General features: G+C 67.6%; 15 protein-coding genes and 1 pseudogene. 13 read left to right on the top strand and 3 right to left on the bottom strand.

Translation table 11 applies throughout. The annotated features are described in order from the left end of the window. Positions 1–60 precede the first annotated feature (60 nt). The 3 genes and pseudogenes from CRP50_RS26065 to CRP50_RS11545 all read right to left on the bottom strand — a co-directional run. A pseudogene (locus CRP50_RS26065) lies at positions 61–543 on the bottom strand (Arm DNA-binding domain-containing protein); the annotation flags it as partial. A 61-nt stretch (positions 544–604) separates the two neighbouring features. After that, on the bottom strand, positions 605–1,087 hold the full coding sequence (locus tag CRP50_RS11550; protein WP_097279311.1) for a hypothetical protein: 483 nt from the start codon (positions 1,085–1,087) through the stop codon (positions 605–607). Positions 1,088–1,164: 77 nt separating this feature from the next. After that, the gene (locus CRP50_RS11545) at positions 1,165–1,356 is read right to left on the bottom strand and encodes a hypothetical protein (protein WP_097279310.1); all 192 of its coding nucleotides are present in this window, start codon (positions 1,354–1,356) and stop codon (positions 1,165–1,167) included. A 135-nt stretch (positions 1,357–1,491) separates the two neighbouring features. Between CRP50_RS11545 and CRP50_RS26060 the strand changes: the two genes are divergently transcribed. The 13 genes from CRP50_RS26060 to CRP50_RS11480 all read left to right on the top strand — a co-directional run bounded on the left by CRP50_RS26060 (position 1,492) and on the right by CRP50_RS11480 (position 17,887). Then, positions 1,492–1,977, top strand: a complete 486-nt coding sequence (locus CRP50_RS26060) for a hypothetical protein (RefSeq protein WP_141415115.1) — start codon at positions 1,492–1,494, stop codon at positions 1,975–1,977. A gap of 18 nt (positions 1,978–1,995) precedes the next feature. Then, positions 1,996–2,892 carry an SH3 domain-containing protein gene (locus CRP50_RS11535; protein ID WP_176525134.1) on the top strand — a complete coding sequence of 299 codons (897 nt, stop codon included), beginning with the start codon at positions 1,996–1,998 and terminating at the stop codon, positions 2,890–2,892. After that, complete coding sequence (locus CRP50_RS11530) at positions 2,892–5,945, top strand: hypothetical protein (protein ID WP_097279307.1); 3,054 nt, start codon at positions 2,892–2,894, stop codon at positions 5,943–5,945. Before CRP50_RS11535 ends, CRP50_RS11530 begins: the two co-directional genes overlap by 1 nt. Before the next feature lie 642 nt (positions 5,946–6,587). Beyond that, a complete protein-coding gene (locus CRP50_RS11525; RefSeq protein WP_097279306.1) occupies positions 6,588–7,787 on the top strand; it encodes a cytochrome P450 in 1,200 nt (399 codons plus the stop codon). A 68-nt stretch (positions 7,788–7,855) separates the two neighbouring features. Next, positions 7,856–8,044 (top strand): ferredoxin, encoded by a 189-nt coding sequence (locus tag CRP50_RS11520; protein ID WP_097279305.1) that lies wholly within the window; start codon positions 7,856–7,858, stop codon positions 8,042–8,044. A gap of 4 nt (positions 8,045–8,048) precedes the next feature. Continuing rightward, entirely contained in the window at positions 8,049–9,293 is a 1,245-nt protein-coding gene (locus CRP50_RS11515; protein WP_097279304.1) for an NAD(P)/FAD-dependent oxidoreductase, read from the top strand. Between the two features lie 25 nt (positions 9,294–9,318). Next, the gene (locus CRP50_RS11510) at positions 9,319–10,632 is read left to right on the top strand and encodes a glutamine synthetase (RefSeq protein WP_176525133.1); all 1,314 of its coding nucleotides are present in this window, start codon (positions 9,319–9,321) and stop codon (positions 10,630–10,632) included. A gap of 25 nt (positions 10,633–10,657) precedes the next feature. Continuing rightward, positions 10,658–12,136, top strand: a complete 1,479-nt coding sequence (locus tag CRP50_RS11505; RefSeq protein ID WP_097279302.1) for a glutamine synthetase family protein — start codon at positions 10,658–10,660, stop codon at positions 12,134–12,136. 29 nt (positions 12,137–12,165) lie between these two features. Next, positions 12,166–13,359: a PAS domain-containing protein gene (locus CRP50_RS11500; RefSeq protein ID WP_097279301.1), complete on the top strand. Its 1,194-nt coding sequence runs from the start codon at positions 12,166–12,168 to the stop codon at positions 13,357–13,359. Further along, positions 13,356–14,783 (top strand): sigma-54 interaction domain-containing protein, encoded by a 1,428-nt coding sequence (locus CRP50_RS11495; protein ID WP_097279300.1) that lies wholly within the window; start codon positions 13,356–13,358, stop codon positions 14,781–14,783. The genes CRP50_RS11500 and CRP50_RS11495 overlap by 4 nt, the downstream gene beginning before the upstream one ends. Positions 14,784–14,806: 23 nt before the next feature. Next, positions 14,807–15,844 (top strand): ABC transporter substrate-binding protein, encoded by a 1,038-nt coding sequence (locus CRP50_RS11490; RefSeq protein WP_097279299.1) that lies wholly within the window; start codon positions 14,807–14,809, stop codon positions 15,842–15,844. Between the two features lie 82 nt (positions 15,845–15,926). Beyond that, positions 15,927–17,024: an ABC transporter ATP-binding protein gene (locus CRP50_RS11485; protein ID WP_097279298.1), complete on the top strand. Its 1,098-nt coding sequence runs from the start codon at positions 15,927–15,929 to the stop codon at positions 17,022–17,024. After that, complete coding sequence (locus CRP50_RS11480; protein ID WP_097279297.1) at positions 17,021–17,887, top strand: ABC transporter permease; 867 nt, start codon at positions 17,021–17,023, stop codon at positions 17,885–17,887. The genes CRP50_RS11485 and CRP50_RS11480 overlap by 4 nt, the downstream gene beginning before the upstream one ends.

The raw sequence follows: 17,887 nt of genomic DNA, 5'->3' as shown, positions 1-17,887 counted from the left end.
GCGCCGCGCCAGGTTGAACAGTGCCCGCAGGGTGGCGAGGTGGCGGTTGACGGAGGCGTTGGACAGGGCGCCTTCCATCAGGTGCTTGCGGAAGGCGGCGACGTCGGCCGGGGTGACCTCGTCCAGCGCCTTGCGGCCGAGGGCGGCGACGATGCGGCGGCAGAACGCGCCGACGGTGGCGTGGCTGCGCAGGGTGTCGCGGACGTGGGGCATGTAGCGCTCGTCGATGAAGGCCTGGACGGTGGGCACCGCCTTCTTCCTGTGGACCTCGGCGACCGGATCGGCGCCGAGGCTGGTTTCGGCCTTCAACTGCTCGGCGCGGCGGCGGGCCTGGTCGAGGGTGACGTCGCCGAGGCGGCCGAGCTTGACCTCGCGGTCACGGCCGCGGGCGTCGCGGTAGCGGAAGTAGAAGGTGATGCAACTGCGGCGGATCTCGGCGATGAAACCGCGGGTGCGGCTGTCGAACAGGCGCAGCTTGGCGGCGCCGTCGGGCACGGCCGGGGGATCGGCGAGCAGCGCCTTGGTGAGGATCAGCGCGGGCATGGGGAAGTCTCCTGAGGGATGAGCGCAGACGCGCCAGGGCGCTCCGGCGCGCCTGCGCGTGTCACAGGGGCGTCCAGGCCGAGAGGGTCCAGAGGCCGTCGAGACCGGGGAGGGTGATGCCGGTCTCGTCGTCGTCGGCCGGATCGGCCTGCAGCACGATGTCGAGAGGACCGGCCTTGGCGGCGGCGGTGGGGCGGGTGCCGAGGCGGGTCTCGAACGCCCAGGCGGCGACGAGCATCTGCGGATGCGTCAGGTCGCGCGGGTGCGCCCGGTCGCCTGCGGCAAGGACGGCGTCGGCCGCGACGACTCCGACCGCCTGGCGGAGGTCCGCCTCGGCGTCATCCATGGCGCCGGCATAGGCGACCGGGAGGATCGCATAGGCGGCGACGTGTCCGAGGTCGATCAGGCCGAGCAGGGCGTGGCCGAGGCGCTCGCGGTCGGAGGGGCTCAGGTGATAGTGGCGGGCGACGATGCGGGCGCCCTGCGACAGGGCGATGGCGACGAGGAGGATCTCGGTGTCGCCGGATGCGGAAGGGACGGTCATGACGGGACTCCGGGCATGAAAAAGGGCGGTCGGCACGAGGCCGACCGCCCGATGGGCAGGATGGGAACTGGCGGTCGTCAGCGGCCGGTGCCGATGTTGACCTCGACCTTGATGAGGGTGATGTCGGGCGACGCGGACGGCGTCGCGGGAAGCGACGGGGCGCAGCCGGTGAGCAGGGTCCGGCCGAGGGCGGTGCCGAGGCTGCCAGCGGTCGAACCGCCGCGACCGGCGGTGCTGGCGGGCGAGGCGGGAATGGCGAACGTGAACATGCGGGTCTCCTTGGTGAGGCGGCGATGCCGCCGGGGTGACCGTCAGGGCAGACGCACCCGTGACGGCCGGAAGGGGGTGATGTCGTCGAGGCGATGGGCCCAGATCTCCGGCACGTCGGGGGCGGGGGCCGGGCGGTGGTTGCCGTCGAGCACGACGGCATCACCGTGGTGCCGGTCGAGCAGCTCGCGGATGTGGACGTGGCGCCACTCGGGGACGACGCGGGTGGTAAAGCCGAACAGGACGTCGCCGTCGCGCTCGACGGGGTACCAGGACAGGGCGTGCCAGCGGCAGGTGAAGCGCAGCGGCAGGATCAGTTCGGCGGTCTCGCGGGCCTCCGTCGTCTACAGGGGCGGCAGGGCGTCGAGCGCGGCGAGGGGAGAGGCGTCGGGCATGGTGGGCTCCCGGATCGGGACCGGCAGCGGCCGGATCGGGGCCATGACATGCGGCTGAGACTGTGGTCAGGCGCGCCCAATGTCGGCGGGACGATCTACCGCGCGGCTGTCCGCCGCTCCGCCGCGTCGCTCCAAGATGGATTGGGAAAAGCCCTACAGTTGGCAGAAGTTTGCCTTGAGAACCTCAAAGGGATGCTGCAAAAACGATTTCGCCTATGGACCGTATGAAAAAGGGGGATGTTCGTCATGTCGTTCAGAAAGAGCCTAGTTGCAACAACAGCGATAGTGGCCGTTCTCGCCACCAGCGCCTGCCAGACCACCAACCGCGACATCGGCCGCGTCGTTGGTGCTGTCGCCGGCGTTGCCATTGGTTCGGCCTTCGGTCAGGGTGCCGGCAAGATCGCGGCGATCGCCCTCGGCGGCGTCATCGGCGGCGTCATCGGCGACATGATCGGTAGCATGCTGGACGAGCAGGAGCAGGCGCAGGTCAGCCGACAGGCCGGACAGGCACTGGGGAGTGCCCGCGATGGCGAGACGATCACCTGGTCCAATCCCGACAGCGGCGCTGCTGCTCGTATCACGCCGGTAAGCACCGGCACTGCCGAACGCCGCGTTGCCATCGTGCGCGACCGCGCCGTCCAGGCGCCGGCCTCCCTTGAGGTGTTGGGCGAGACATGGATCACCGACAAGAGCGCCAACCTGCGGGCCGCCCCGACCACCGAAGCGGCCGTTGTCGGCGGCCTCAAGGCCGGCGAGCGGTTCCAGGCAATCGGACGCGTCGCCGGCTCGGATTGGATCATGGTCGGCCGCAACAACCGCACCATCGGCTACGTCTATGAGCCCCTGGTGCGCAAGGCGCCGTCGGTGCAGACCGCCAGCACGGATCTCGACCAGTTGGCGGTAACCGACCAGCGCGTTGGCCTGACCCAGTCACGCGACCTCGACACGATGCTGGCTGATGCGCGCACCTCGGCCGCTGCTGGTTCGGCCGATAGCACCAACCTCGATGATCTGGTGGTTGAGGAAGTGGCTGCCACCACCCAGTGCCGCGACATGCGCATGGAGGTTTCCAAGAACGGTGAGAACGCCACCGAGCAGGCGACCGTCTGCAAGAGCGGCGACGGCATGTGGGAGATCATCTGATGGCGTTGCGCCGCTCCCTCCTTGCCGCGGCGGCTGGTCTGACGGTGGGAGCGGCGGTTGCCGCTCCGGCCGTCGCCGCCGACGAACAGATCGCCCATTCCTCGCGCCACGGCATGAAGATCGTCGCAAAGGACGCCGGCGCCGGATGGTGCGGCAGTGACGTGGTGCTGCACATCGAGGCCGAGGACCCCGCCCGGTTTGCTTCCGCAGATTTTCCGCCGCTTGTGCAGGTGATCGGGTCGCGTGTCCTGGCCGACCGTTGCCCGGCGGCGGCGCGTGCAACCATCGTCGGCACGGGTCCCGGCGGGGCCGAGGCGTGGCGAGGCTTTGCGGAGAAGGCCGGTGAGTGGCGGGCGGCGGCGACCGCTGTCGCCGCGCCCGCCCCGGCGCCGACATCGCCTGCCCAGACGGCGGCGGCACCGGCCCCAGCGCCTAAGGAAGTTGCCCTGGCTCCCGCGACATCGGCCCCGAGCCCGGCGCCTGCCGTACCCGTAGCCCCGACGACGCCCGTCGTCGCTGCTCCCGCCGCGGCGTCGGCGCCGGTCGGGATCGTCAAAGGCTCCGGCCCCATCCTCGGCGACTGGACCGGCAGCTACACTTGCAAGACCTGGCAACGGGAATCGCGGTTCGACGTCACGCTGTCGGTCTATGAAGCAGAAGGCGCGGCTTTCACAGCCTGGGTGGAACTGGCCGACAAGGATCACTCCGGCACCCGCGCCAGCGGCCGCACCAAGGTCACTGGCTTCTTCAACGATGCCGCCCGTCAGCTCCAGGTTCAGTACAAGGACTGGCTGGCGACGCCCGCGGCGCCCTTCCCCGACCAGTTCGGTGGCACCATCGACATGGCCGCCGGCACGATAGAGATTCCCGACCGCTGCATGGAAGGCGGTAAGATCGTCCTCAAGAAGACCGGCGAGCAGCCCAAGACGGCCGAGCGCATTCTGGCCACCATCACCGAGGGCGAGTCCCTGCGGAAGATAGAACTGGCGACGCCGCGGCCCAACCGTCTGGTCGGCCTTCTGCCGCCGGGTGAGTACAGGAGCCCCGACTGTAACGCCTTCATCGCTTGGTACAATTCGGCTCCCGCCGGCCAGAGACTGCGCTTGTTCGCCGATACAAACCCGAACGCGGGTGTCCTCGCCCATTACAGCGACGACCTGTCGCAGCGGTACTTTGGCTCTCCAGCCTACTACTGGCTCGGCAATGACGGCCTGCACGGCGAGTTCAGAAAGGCTTGCGAGACGCTCTATCGCACTCAGCGGGGGCTTGCCGACAAGATTTACGAGACCATCGCCGATTCCCGCAGTCGCAACGAGATGGTCGTCCGTCGCCAGGACGACGACCGGATGGATGGCTGGTTCGCAATGGACCTCATGCGCGGCGCCTTCCCCGAAGACACCTACGCCCTTGCCTCCATGTTCGACACCGCCGCCGAAGTCACCGAACTGGTCGGCTACAATGGCATGAACCTGCGGGGCGCCGTCACCATGGGCGATGTGCAGAACGTCGTGACCGACGCCATGCGCTATAAGGAGTTGTTGGCGGCCAAGGTGGTCGACGCCAAGGTGGCCCACATAGCCGGTACCTCCGACGACCTGGATGGCTTGCGCGCTGCCGAGAAAACTGTGAGCAAGGCGCTGGCGTGGCTTGGCGAGACGCCGCCGCTGGCCGCCAAGAAGGCTATCGACGATGCCTGGGCCGCCAAGCGCAAGGCGGTTGCCGATCGCGTGCTGGCTGACAGTGCCGGCTGGGCCGGATCGCTAGATCCGACCATGGCGAACCTCGAAGTGGTCAACGCACGAGTCGACGAGATCGACCTCACCCTCGGCGCTATCCTGTCGGACAACCAGAAGCGGGATCTCGCAGCATCGGTCGATGCGTTCCGCCTCAAGGCCCGTAAGGCTGTGCTGGTGGCTGCCACCGCCGAGGTTGGGGATGCCGGCTCAGAAATGGACGCCATCGCCGACCTGCGCCGCCGCCGCGAGGCGGTGCTCGCGCAGGTGCGGCGCGAGCCGGCACTGCCCGAACTGGCCGCCTACGAAGCCGCCGTCGACGCCAAGGTGGCGGAGATCGCGAAGGCGAACATCGGCGTCTTCCAGAGCCACCTCGACTCGATTGCGGTGAGCTGGAGTGCTCTCGATGATTTGGCCGACATCCGTGCTCGCACCCTCGAGGAACTGGGGCAGACGCTTGGCGCCACCTACGTCGCGGCTGCGGATGCCCGGCGTACGGCTGTGGTCACCGCTCTCGCCGATCAGGCCATAGCCGATATCAACGGCATGAACCTCACCTACAAGGATGTGGACGAGGTCGAGGCGGCGGTGCGCGACGCTGTGGCGCCTTTTGTTGAGGAAGTCGACGCAGCGCAGCGCGAGCGCGTGCTGGCCGCCGGCAACGCCTATGTTGCTAAGCTGCTCGACGAAGGCTTCGAACAGTTCCGCATCGACATCGACGGCGAGAAGAAGACGCTGCAGGGCGCCCTCGACGTGGCCGCGATCGCCGGTCAGTACCGCCATCGCGCCGAGGGCATGCCCGCCTTCGGCCGCTATGCTGACTTCGCTGCAGGATGGGCACGGGAAACCCTCACCGAAGCCTGCTCGGCGATGCTCGACAAGGGCAAGATTTCCGGTGGTCAAGCGGAGCGCCCCTTCCTGGTGGGCTCCGAAATCCTGCCGCTCCGCAACGTGCTGTGCTTCTTGCGCGAAGACCAGCAGGTGGCCGAGTACAAGGAGCCCGGCTTGCTGTTTGGTAGTGATGTCTATGCCCTCAAACTATATTCAGAGAATGAAGGCTTCATCAGCTTAACTCTCGACATGATGGAGGTGAAGCCGGGGCAGGAGGCGTTGACAGTGACCCAGATCGACGACGGCAAGTCTATTGAGCGCGTGTCGCTGAAAGAGTGGCGCGAAAAATCCGCTTTTGTCTTCCCCGGCGCTGCCAGAGTGGCAAAAATTCGCGGCGAGTTCTGCCCGAAAGGCGCGCCCGATCAAGCGAAGATCAAGGACCTGCGCGCCAGCGATGCTGGCCGCGTAATCCTCTACTGCAGTCTCTGACTTTGTAGCTGTAAACAAGCGTCCGCCGCCGCACCCCGCGAAACGCGGCGGCGGACAGCGTTTTTTCACAGGGAACCGGGCAAATAGAGGAAGCGACAGGCGATGATCATCGGGGTCTCGCCCTCCCGGGACTGGTTCGTCGAGGCTGATACATGAAGTCAGAAGCCTCGCCTCCGGCTGCGGTCGCTAGGCTGCTCCGGTTGTATATGCAACATCTGGGCGCCATGAGTAGGTGCATTTTCGGTTGTAGGCAGCGCAAGAGCGCCTCTCACTGAACCGCGCCGGTTCCTGCGGGCACCATAGTCCACAGCAACGTCACTCTGCACCCATTCCCTTGATCGGCTGTCACGCAAGTGTCCCAACCGTCGTTGTCCCTGCGGGATCCCCGACGATTTTGTGGTTCAGCGGGGCCGGCGTGGCGCCTCGGACCGATGAGCCCGTGAGCGCATTTCCTCATCGCCCCCGATGTAGTACCGCAGCGCCGACGCCGCCAATCGGCCGGCATATCCGCCGCGGCGCCACGGCGGTTGGAGACAAGCCACTGAAAATGCTGGTGGTTGCGCTTTCTTTGGCGGCCGCCACGGACTTGGCATCAGGCTTGCTGAACTGGGAGGACAGAAACAAATCCTCCCGGAGCCAGCGATGACGCTCACAGTGGTCGATGACGTTCCCTACCTCGACGTCGCCAATCCCAAGTTCTCCATCCGGTCGCAAGAAGTGAAGGATGCGCGCACCCGTAGCTGGTATGCGCGCACGACATACGGGATCGCCGTTCTCCGTTACGACGAGGTCCAGAAGCTTCTTCGCCACCCCAAGCTGCGGCAGGGGAGTTACTTGTGGCCGCAGCACAATGGGGTCGAGGGCAAGTTCGCCCGCTGGTGGTGCGACATGCTGCTGTGCCAGGAGGGCGACACGCACGCCCGGCTGCGCCGCATGGCCAACCCCGCCTTCTCGCCCAAGCTCATCGCCGACTTGCAGCCCAAGTTTCAGGCCCTGGCGAACCGCCTCATCGACCAGTTCATCGACCGCGGCGAATGCGACTTCATCGCCGATTTCACCGAGCCCTACGCCACCGGCGTGATCTGCGACCTGCTCGGCCTGCCCTTCGACCGCTGGCGCGAGCTGGCCGACATGGCCGCCGACATGGGTCTCGCGCTCGGCGTGACGTTCAAGCAGGACCTGCCGAAGATCGAGGCCGCCATCGAGCGCCTGTTCCAGTACGCCGAAGAGGTCGTCGCCGAGCGCCGCGCCAACCCGACGGACGACTTCGTCGGCATGCTCGTCCAGGCCAACCGCGACAAGGCGCAGCTGTCCGACCAGGAACTGCTGGACATGATCGTGCTGGCGATCTTCGGCGGCATCGACACCACGCGCAACCAGATCGGCCTCGCCATGGAGCAGTTCATCCTGCACCCCGCCCAGTGGGCGCTGCTGGCCGAGCAGCCGGACCTCGCCAAGGCGGCGGTGGAGGAGGTGATGCGGGTGCGCCCGACCGTCACCTGGGTGACCCGGGCAGCGACTGAAACCTTCACCTTCAACGACCTCGAAATCGCCGCGGGAACCACGCTGCACCTCTATTCGCAGGCGGCGGCCACCGATCCGGCGCTGATGCCCGACGCCGAGGTCTTCGACATCACCGCCGAGCGCAAACCGCATTTCGGGTTCGGCGGCGGCGCCCACCACTGCCTCGGCCACTTCATTGCCCGCGGCGACATGACCGAGGCCCTGAAGCTGCTAGCCCAGCGCCTGAAGAACCCGCGCTTCAACGGCGAGGTCGAATGGCTGCCGGACAGCGGCAACACGGGCGCCATCCGCATGCCGATCGCTTTCGACCGGGCCTGAGGCCCACACCAACGAACAAGACGGTCCCACACAAAAAAACCGGGACTGAAGAACGGGAAGGCAAGAAAATGAAAATCAACGTCGACATGAGCATCTGCCTGATGCACGGCCAGTGCGTCATCGCCGCGCCGCAGGTGTTTTCCTTCAATGACGCAGGCGACCTGGTGTGGCTGACCGACGTGGACGACGCCTTGCGCGCCGACGTCGAAGCCGCGGCGGACGCCTGTCCCGAACAGGCCATTCAGATCGAGGCGTGAGACCATGGCGTCGCCCCCTCGCGTCGTCGTCGTCGGAGCCTCGCTGGCCGGCCTGCGAACCGCCGAGGCCGTGCTGGCCCTTCTGCCGGAAGCGGCGGTCACGATCGTCGGCGACGAGCCTCATGTGCCCTACAACCGGCCGCCGCTGTCCAAGGAGGCGATCCAGGCCCTGCTGGGGCCCGCGCCCGACGCCCTCGAAGCAACCTTCGACAAGCTCGTCCTGAAAAGCCGCCTGCCGGCGACCGGCGTCACCTGGCGCCTGGGCACCCGGGCGGAGGCCGTCCGGGCGACGGAGCGGCAGCTGGTCCTGTCCGACGGCGGCACGCTCGCCTATGACTGGCTTGTCGCCGCCACCGGGCTGCGGCCGCGCCGCCTGCCTTGCGAGGGCGGGGAGGACCGGCGGCACGTGTTGCGGACCTTCGACGATGCGGTCCGGCTGGCGGCGAGGATGCGGCCTGGCGTGCGGGTGCTGGTGGTCGGCGGCGGCTTCATCGGCATGGAGTTCGCCGCCACGGCCCTCGGCCTCGGCTGCGCCGTGACGGTGGTCGAGCCCATGGTGTGGCCGATGGTCGGCGCCCTCGGGCCTCGGGTCGCCCCGGCGATGGCTGCCTTCCATCGTCGCAACGGGGTGGATCTCCGCCTCGGCGTCGGAGTGCGGTCTCTGTTGGAGGGCGACGCTGCGGTCACGGCCATCCTCTCGGACAGCATTGCCATCGAGGCCGACGTGGTGGTCGAAGCGGTCGGATCGCTGCCCAACGTGGAATGGCTGCGCGACGCCGGCCTCGACCTCGGTGACGGGGTGCTCTGCGACGACCGGATGGTAGCCGTCGGCGCCGAACGCATCCTCGCCGTCGGCGACGTGGCGCGCTTCCCCAACGCCTTGTTCGGTGGCGCCCCTCGTCGTGTGGAGCACTGGTGCGTCCCCGGTCAGACGGCGAAACGGGCCGCCGAAACCATCGCCGCTGCCGAACACGGCCGGCCTTTGCCGGCGGTCCCCTTCGCCCCCATGCCGTCCTTCTGGAGCGACCAGCACGGCCTGCGCCTGCAAGCCTATGGAGCACCTGCTCTGGCCGATACGGCCGAGGTCCTGTCGGGCGACCTGAGTCGGGTGGGCGAGGTGCCCTGCCTCGTCGAATACCGCCGCGCCGGGGTGCCCGTCGGCATCCTCGGCCTCGGCGTCGGACCGGGTCCTCTCACCGCGCACCGGGTCCGTCTGGAACATGGGCTGGCACCCGCGGTGCCGGCATGAAGCCCTGCATGACACGGAGATCCTGATGAACGCACTTGCACAGGCGCTCGACCGGCTCGACGCCGAGGTGGTCCACGTCGGGCAGTTCGATCTCGCCAGCGTGTTCCGCGAGCGCCGCCTGCGGCGGCCGCAGTTCCTGGCGTGGGCCGAAGATGCGCGCTTCGCCAACGTCCTGCCGTTCTGGGACGTCACCGACTCGCTGTTCGGCGGCAGCCGCTACTATACCGAAGAAGTGGAGATCGACGCGGCCTCCGTTCGCCGCAATCCGAGCGAGCCCGGCGCCGTCTCCATCATCGCCGAGCTGGCCGGCGAGGACCGCGAGCTGATGCCCCGCCAGGTGCTGCGCCGCCAGCTGCAGCGCGCCGCCGCCCTCGGCTTCGCGGTGGACGCCGCCTTCGAGTTCGAGTTCATCCTGCTCGACGAGGACGCCGCTTCGGTGCGCGCCGCCGGCTTCACCGGGCTGAAGAAGTTCGCGGCCGACAACAAGTGCTGGTCGGGAACCACGGCGAACACCTACGCCGAGTTCATCGCCGCCATGGAGGCCCACATCCTCGGCCACGACGTGGCGCTGTTCGGCCTCGGCGTGGAGCTGGGCCCGGGCTGCCTGGAGGCCACTCTCGCGGCCACCGAGGGTCTGCGCGCCGCCGATGACGCCGCCTTCTTCCGTCTCGCCGCCCGCTCCTTCGCGCGGCGCAACGGCAAGACGGTCAGCTTCATGCCCTACCTCGGCGCCGACTATCCGGGCATCGGCGGGCACATCTGCCTGTCGCTGAAGGACGTGCGCAGCGGTCGCAACCTGTTCAGTGCCGACGACGGGCGCACCAACGCCCTGGCCGGCAAGTTCATCGCCGGCATGATGGACGTGGTGCCCGATGCCTTCGCGCTCTGCACCTCGACCGTCAACGCCTACCGCCGCCTCGCCCCCGGCAGCTGGGCGCCCAAGTCCCTCACGTGGGCGGAACATCCGTTCACGACGGCCGTGCGGTCGGTGCCCCATGCCGGCCCGTCGGCGCGTCTCGAGTTCCGCGTCCCGCCGGCCGACTGCAACCCCTACCTGACCATGGCCCTGATGCTGGGCGCGGGGCTGGACGGTATCGAGCGCGACTTGCCGGCGCCCGCTGCCACCCAGGCCGCCGGTCCCGACGACGTGGCGCCGGGCGCCAAGCGCTTCCCGCGGGACCTCGCCGAGGCGGCCGACCGCCTCGATGCCAGCGACACCGCCCGGCGCATCTGGGGTGCGGCCTTCATCGACAACTTCGCGGCCGCCTGCCGCGCCGAATACGCGAGCCTCGCCAAGGCCGTCAGCGCCGAAGAACGCGCCCGGTACCTGGAAGGCTGACACGGAACGAACAGGGAGATCCGCCGTGAAAACCCATACCGACTATCACCGCGACATCGAAGCGGCGGGCCGCGCCGAACTGGTGCAGCGGGTGCAGAAGAAGATCGAGTCGCTCGGCGTCGACTACATCTACTACCAGTACATCTCCATCACCGGCCGCGTCATGGGCAAGGCGGCGCCGGCCCGCCACTGGATGGCCCTGTCGCGCAAGGGCGTGCAGACCTGGATGGGCGGCGTCACCAACGTCACGCCGGACTTCAAGGGCAACCTCATCGGGTTCGACTCCAACGCCATGGAGTGCATCGCCCTGCCGGACCCCGAGACCTTCGTGCAGCTGCCGTGGGACAAGCGGGTGGCGCGGGTGTTCTGCACCCTCTACTACAGCCTGGAAGACCCCGAGCATCCGGGCATGTATTACGAGTACGACACCCGCGGGAACCTGAAGCGGTTCGACGCCGAGTTCCGCGCCGCGCACAACGGGCTGCACCTGCGGGTCGGCCTGGAGCCCGAGATGCTCTGGCTCAAGCCCAAGGCCGGCGAGGTCCAGCCCTACGAGGGCATCACCGAGGCCTTCGCCTACCACATCGGCCAGTTCGAGTCGGCGCGCGACGTCTGGATGCAGGTATCCGACTACGCCCGCGCCATGGGGCTCGACATGATCCAGGGCGACTGCGAGGACGCGCCCGGCCAGATCGAACTGAACTACCAGTTCGACGACGCCCTCGCGACCTGCGACCGCCTGACCACCTATCGCCAGATCTGCGCCGAGGTGGCGCGCCAGCGCGGCCTGATCGCCTGTTTCATGGCCAAACCCTTCATGGGCTACGCCGCCAACGGCTGTCACCACAACTGCTCGGTCTGGACCGGCGGCAGTCGCGAGGTGCAGCACCTGGTCGACGGCGAGTTGCCGGGCATGGAGGAGCAGTGGGCCTACTCCAAGGGCGGCGTCAACGAGTTCGAGAACAAGGACGGCGGCTGGCTGCCGACCGAACTGGGGCACCATGTCCTCGGCGGCTCGCTCGCCCACATCGACGCCCTGACGTGCCTCGGCGCCTCCACCGTCAACAGCTACCGGCGGTTCAACGACTACGGCCTGTGGGCGCCCATCGGAGCCAACTGGGGCCTGCAGAACCGGAGCTGCACCATCCGCATCTCGTCGCCCGACCGCTTCGAGTTCCGGGCCGTCGACGCGATGGTCAACCCGCACCTGTTCTGTGGTGCCCTGCTCAAGGCCATGGACGACGGCATCCGCAACCGCATCGACCCGGGCAAGCCGGAAAGCCGCAACGTCACCACGGTGTGGCAGTCGGGCGAGCCGGTGAAGCTCATTCCCCTCAACCTGCACGACGCCCTGGAGGCGCTGAAGAAGGACGAGGTGGTGCGGGCGGCCATGCCCGGGCGCTTGTACGAGGTCTACGACGAGTACAAGCGGGACGAATGGACGCGGTTCCTCCGCGAGGTTACCAACTGGGATGTGGAGCGCTACCTTCACTGCGTCCCCTGACCATCCATCTCGCGCGAAAGAGGAAGGCCGTGACGATCGCAAACTTCAGCCTAGCCGCCAATTCGGGGCCCCTGATCGACGTCCTCGCCGGGGACGGCACCATCGTCACGGCCGACTCTCACCAGGCGGCCTTCCTCGGATACAGCCCGGACGACCTGGTGGGCGCCCGGTGGGATCTCGTCTACTCCCTGGACGCCCGCGAACAGCTGGCGGCCCTGTTTGCCGCGCCCCCTGCTCGTCGCGCAAGCGTGGTGCCGCTGGGGCTGCGCACGTCGTCGGGAGACATCGTGCCGACCACCGCCATCTTCGATTGGACCGAGGTGGCCGGGGAGGTGTGCCTGCGCCTCTTCAAGTGGCCGGCCGGCAGTGCTCTCGACGACGTCGCGGCTCTCGCCGAAGCCAACGAAATCCTGGCCGGTATCGTCGCCGCGTCGGCCGACGCCGGGTGGTGCATGGAATGGGCCGATCCGGTCGACCTGTCGGCGCCGCAGCACGAGGTCGTGCGGCAGGTGTTCGAGAACGGCCCGCGCTGGCGGTTCTGCAACGACGCCATGGCGCGGCTCTACCGCACCCCCGCCGACGTCGACTTCAATGCCCGCCCGGTGTCGGAGATCTTCCCGCGGACGCCCGAGAACGAGGCCTTCGTCCGCAGCCTCATCGAGGCCAACTTCGACGTCAACGGCAAGCCGTCGCGCGACTTGCGCTACGACGGCGTGTTCATCGACGTGGAGAACGACGTGCGTGGCCACATCGTCGGCAACCGCCTCTACCGCATGTGGGGCACGGTGCGCGACGTCAGCAAGCACATCCGCCGCGAGACCATGCTGAAGGGTGAAATCGAGAGCCTTCAGTCGGTTCTCATGGCGTTGCCGGACCCGGTGGTGGTCGTCACCCCGGAGGGCGATCTCGTCTATGCCAACATCGCTGCCGAGGCGCTGTTCGACGGTCAGGCCGAGGTCCTGGCGCTGCGCGGCTTCGCGGCTCTGGTCGAGTTCGACCGATCACTCGACGCGGTGGTGGCGGACGTGCAGGCGTCGCCCGCCGCCACGTCACGCTCGCCGTTCTCTGCCCAGGTCGTGCGCCCCGATGGACGGATGTGGGTGGAGGTCACGGCGAGCTACTTCGAACTGCGCGGCAGTCCGTCCCTCGTGCTCTGCCTGCGGCCTGCCCGTCATGGCGACGAACGGCGCGGTCAACGCCTCCAGGCAGGGGGCCGTCGATGATCCTGAAAAGCAGCCCACTGGAGCCGGCAGCCGCCGAAACCGCCGAGAAGATGCGCCTTCTCCTGGCCGCGCTCGACGCTTCGCCTGATGGCGTGATCGTGATCGACCCCGCCCGCAGGGTGGCCTTCTGCAACAAGGAGGCCCAGGCTGTCGGCGGCTTCACGGTGCGGAAGCCGACCGGTGTCCCTTTCGGGGAACTGGTGGCAGACAGTTCCCTCGACTGGACGGCGGTGACGGAGCGCATCGACGGCGGGCGCGTCGGCGACGCCTTGCTGCACAGCGACGGCATCGGCGCCATCTTCGTCACCGTCCGGCGTATTCCTGAACTGCCGGGTGCCCTGCTCGTCATCCTGCGCGACCTGTCGGTGTTCGACCATGCCCGCCGGGTGGCGCGCGGCGACCGCGATGCGGCGGCCTTCGCCGGCGGTGTCGAGCGCAAGATCCGGCCCGACTTCGCCCGCCAGCGCCAGTTGTCGCCCTATCTCGACCGCATCATGGCGCGCGGAGAACGCGCCTTGCTGCAGAACGCCCGCGTCCTCATCACCGGCGAGTCCGGCGTCGGCAAGACCGAGATCGCGCGCCACCTGCACACCTTCGTCTCCAACGCCACCGATCCCTTCGTCGCCGTCAACTGCGCCGCCATCCCGGAGACCCTCTTCGAGTCCGAACTGTTCGGCTACGAGAAGGGCGCCTTCACCGGCGCCTCCACCGACGGCAAGAAAGGCCTCATCGAAGCGGCGGAAGGCGGGACTCTGTTCCTGGACGAAGTGGGGGAGATTCCGCTGACGCTGCAGGCCAAGCTCCTCAGTTTCCTCGAAGACGGGCTGGTGATGCGCGTCGGCAGCACCAAGCCGCGCCGCGTCAACGTCCGCATCATCTCGGCGACGAACCGCGACCTGCTGGCGCTGGCGGAGGAGCGGCGCTTCCGCACCGACCTCTATTACCGCCTGGCAGTGGTCAACATGCCGCTCAAGCCCCTGCGCGAGATGCCGGAGCTGCTCGACCACCTGATCGACCGCACCGTCGCCGGCATCAACCAGCGCCGCGCGACGCCGCTGGCGCTGGCGCCCGACCTTCTTCGGCGCCTGCGGGCCTACGCCTACCCGGGCAATATCCGCGAACTGGTGAACCTGTTGCAGCAGATCTCGGTGCTCGGCGACGACGAGGACGAACTGCCGCGGCGCCTGCAGAACCTGTCCGACGGCGCTGCGGCAATCGGTGCCGGCCCGTCGACGGCGACAGGTGCGCCCCCGGAAGGCGCACCGCTGCGCGAACAGGTCGCCGCCTTCGAAGCCCGCATCATCGAAGCCGCCATTCGCGAGCACGGCAGCAAGCGGAAGGCGGCGGCGGCGCTGGGCGTCGACATCGGAACAATCGTAAGAAAAACAAATAAGGGTGGAAAGACGCCCGACGGGGAACACTGAAAAAAGACAGTGGAGGCTTAGAGATGAAAAAGATTATTGCGGCGGCTTCGTGCCTGACCATGTTGTCCACCCCGGCGCTGGCCGCCGGCTCCGTCAATGTCCTGACCTGGGAAGGCTATGCCGACCCCTCCTTCATCGGGAAGTTCGAGGAAGAGTCCGGCTGCAAGGTCAACGCCACCTATGTCGGATCCAACGACGACTTCGCGCCCAAGCTGATGTCGGGCGGCGGCGTCTATGACCTCATCACTCCGTCCATCGACACCACGGCGCTGATGATCGACCTCGGCTTCGTCGAACCCTTGGAAACCGACAAGATCGCCGGCTGGAAGAACATCTATCCGAAGTTTCTCGGCCTCGACGGGATTCAGCGCGACGGCGACTATTACGGCATGCCCTATTCGTGGGGCGCCATCGTCCTCATGTACCGTGACGACGCCTTCCAGACGCCCCCCACCTCCATCGCCGATCTGTGGAACAAGGACCTGGCGGGTAAAGTCTCGCTGTGGGACGACAAGAGTTCCATCTACGTCGCAGCCCGTCGCAACGGCGACATGAACATCTACACGCTCAGCGACGAGCAGATCGCGAAGGCCCGGGAGGCCCTCGTCGAGCAGAAGCCGCTGGTGCGCAAGTACTGGGCGACCGCCGGCGAACTGGTCGACCTCTACAAGGCCGGCGAGGTCGTCATCTCCAATTCCTGGGCCGGCTATCAGTCGTCGCTGCTCGCCAAGGAAGGCATCAAGGTCACCGAGTTCGTGCCGAAGGAAGGCGCCGAAGGCTGGATGGACAGCTGGATGGTGGTCAAGGACACGCCGAACAAGGAATGCGCCTACAAGTTCCTCGACATGCAGCTGTCGGAACTGGGCCAGTGCGGCGTCGCCAACGTCAACGGCTACTCCGCCGTGAACCCGGTGGCGGCGAAGAACTGCATGTCGCCCGAGCAGTTCAAGGCCCTGCACCAGGACGACCCCGCCTACATCGACAGCCTGATGATCTGGACCGCGCTCGGCGACCGCTTCGAGGCCTACACCAACGCCTGGAACTCCGTGAAGGCGCAGTGAGCGCCTGACGCGGAGGCGGCCGCGGGCGTCCCGGCGCCCGCGGCCGTCCCATGAGACTGCACTGCAAGCAGGGACCATCACCATGGCCGGCATCATCGAGCTGGAGCGTGTCTCCAAGCACTATACGAAATCCATCATCGGCGTGGACGACGTCTCGCTCTCCATCGAGGACGGCGAGTTCGTCACGCTGCTCGGCCCCTCGGGCTGCGGCAAGTCCACCCTGCTGCGCATGATCGGCGGCTTCGAGCAGCCGACGCACGGCCGCATCTTCCTGGCCGGAAAGGACGTGACCTGGGAGCCGCCGCACCGTCGCGACGTCAACATGGTGTTTCAGGACTACGCCCTGTTTCCGCACATGACGGTCGGCCAGAACATCGCCTATGGCCTGAAGATGCTCGGCGTCGGGCGGGCCGAGCGGGATGCGGCGGTCGTCGAGGTGCTGCGGCTGGTCGGGCTGCCCGACAAGATCGACCAGATGCCGCACCAGCTGTCCGGCGGCCAGCGCCAGCGCATCGCCCTGGCCCGCGCCATCGTGCGCAAGCCCAAGGTGCTGCTGCTCGACGAGCCGCTGTCGGCGCTCGACGCCCGCATGCGCGACCAGATGCGCATGGAGATGAAGCACCTGCACGACAAGGTCGGCATCACCTTCGTCATGGTGACCCACGACCAGGAAGAGGCGCTCACCATGTCCGACCGGGTGGTGGTGATGGAAAGCGGCCGCGTCGCCCAGGACGGCAGGCCGCAGGACATCTACGACCATCCGGCGTCGCCCTACGTCGCCAACTTCATCGGCACGACCAACTTCCTGCCGGGCGGGGTGGTGGCGGCCGACGGCGGGACGGCGAAGGTTGCTGTTTCGGGCATCGAGCTGACGGCCCTGACGGACCGGCCGCAGCGTGCGGGCGACGTGGTGACGGTCGGCTTCCGGCCTGAAAAGCTGCGGGTGGTGCCTCCCGAGGCCGCGTGCGGCAACATCCTCAGCGGCCGTGTGTCGGAAGTTGTCTACTATGGCCTCGGCTTGCGGACGGCGCTGGAACTCGACGGCGGCGAGACCATCTACGTCGACAGCCTGCTCCCCGACAGCCTCGCCCGCAGCGGCCTGCCGCCCCTGGGCAGCCGTCTGGCGGTGGCCGTGGAACCTCACAACGTCTTCGTCTTTCCGGGCGGGGGCGCCCCATGACACTCGACCGCCGCACCCTGCCGGGGCTCATCGTCCTCGGCATTCCGCTGCTGTGGATCGTGGTCTTCATGCTGGTGCCCTACGGCATCCTCATGACCTACAGCTTCTGGGTGAAGTCCTACCCGAGCTTCAAGCCCGATTTCCAGTTCGGCAACTACATCCTGCTGTTCACCGACCCGCAGTACGTCCAGGTGCTGTGGCGCACGCTGAAGATCTCCCTTCTGGTGTCGCTGGCGTCGTTCCTGCTGGCCTATCCCTTCACCTACTTCCTGGTGTTCCGCTGTCGCTGGCAGGCGGTGCGGACGTGGCTCTACATGGCCGTCATCGCGCCGCTGTGGGTGAGCTACCTGCTGCGCGCCTACATCTGGAAGACCATCCTCGGCACCGAGGGAATCCTCAACTCCTTCCTCATGTCGGTGGGCATCATCTCCGAGCCGTCGGACATCTTCCTCTACAACCAGTTCGCCATGGTGGTGACGCTCACCTACATCTTCATCCCCTTCATGGTGATGCCGATCTATACCGCCCTGGAACGCATCCCGCCCAACCTGGCGGAGGCGTCGTCGGACCTCGGTGTGGGGCCGTGGCAGACCTTCCTGCGGGTCACGCTGCCGCTGTCGGCGCCCGGCATCGCGGCGGGGTTCACGCTGACCTTCTGCCTGTCGTTCGGCGACTTCATCGCGCCGTTCCTGGTCGGTGGTCCCGACGGCAACCTCATCGCCTCGGTCATCGCCACGCAGTTCGGTGCTGCGCTCAACTGGCCGCTCGGCTCCGCCCTGTCCATCGTGATGCTGGTCATCGTGCTTCTCATCGTGTCGCTGTCCGACCGCATCGAGAAGTCCAGCCGCACCGGAGGCACCTGA

This window comes from Caenispirillum bisanense (genome assembly GCF_900230255.1).
Lineage (GTDB): Bacteria > Pseudomonadota > Alphaproteobacteria > Rhodospirillales > Rhodospirillaceae > Caenispirillum > Caenispirillum bisanense_A.
The sequence above is the reverse complement of the archived record's forward strand: the minus strand, read 5'-3'. Positions and strand labels throughout refer to the sequence as shown.

What these genes read in the sequence shown, in the direction of transcription:
- CRP50_RS11550 (WP_097279311.1), bottom strand. Translation starts at nt 1,087, where the DNA reads ATGACCGTCCCTTCCGCATCCGGCGACACCGAGATCCTCCTCGTCGCC.
- CRP50_RS11545 (WP_097279310.1), bottom strand. Translation starts at nt 1,356, where the DNA reads ATGTTCACGTTCGCCATTCCCGCCTCGCCCGCCAGCACCGCCGGTCGC.
- CRP50_RS11535 (WP_176525134.1), top strand. Translation starts at nt 1,996, where the DNA reads ATGTCGTTCAGAAAGAGCCTAGTTGCAACAACAGCGATAGTGGCCGTT.
- CRP50_RS11530 (WP_097279307.1), top strand. Translation starts at nt 2,892, where the DNA reads ATGGCGTTGCGCCGCTCCCTCCTTGCCGCGGCGGCTGGTCTGACGGTG.
- CRP50_RS11525 (WP_097279306.1), top strand. Translation starts at nt 6,588, where the DNA reads ATGACGCTCACAGTGGTCGATGACGTTCCCTACCTCGACGTCGCCAAT.
- CRP50_RS11520 (WP_097279305.1), top strand. Translation starts at nt 7,856, where the DNA reads ATGAAAATCAACGTCGACATGAGCATCTGCCTGATGCACGGCCAGTGC.
- CRP50_RS11515 (WP_097279304.1), top strand. Translation starts at nt 8,049, where the DNA reads ATGGCGTCGCCCCCTCGCGTCGTCGTCGTCGGAGCCTCGCTGGCCGGC.
- CRP50_RS11510 (WP_176525133.1), top strand. Translation starts at nt 9,319, where the DNA reads ATGAACGCACTTGCACAGGCGCTCGACCGGCTCGACGCCGAGGTGGTC.
- CRP50_RS11495 (WP_097279300.1), top strand. Translation starts at nt 13,356, where the DNA reads ATGATCCTGAAAAGCAGCCCACTGGAGCCGGCAGCCGCCGAAACCGCC.
- CRP50_RS11490 (WP_097279299.1), top strand. Translation starts at nt 14,807, where the DNA reads ATGAAAAAGATTATTGCGGCGGCTTCGTGCCTGACCATGTTGTCCACC.
- CRP50_RS11485 (WP_097279298.1), top strand. Translation starts at nt 15,927, where the DNA reads ATGGCCGGCATCATCGAGCTGGAGCGTGTCTCCAAGCACTATACGAAA.
- CRP50_RS11480 (WP_097279297.1), top strand. Translation starts at nt 17,021, where the DNA reads ATGACACTCGACCGCCGCACCCTGCCGGGGCTCATCGTCCTCGGCATT.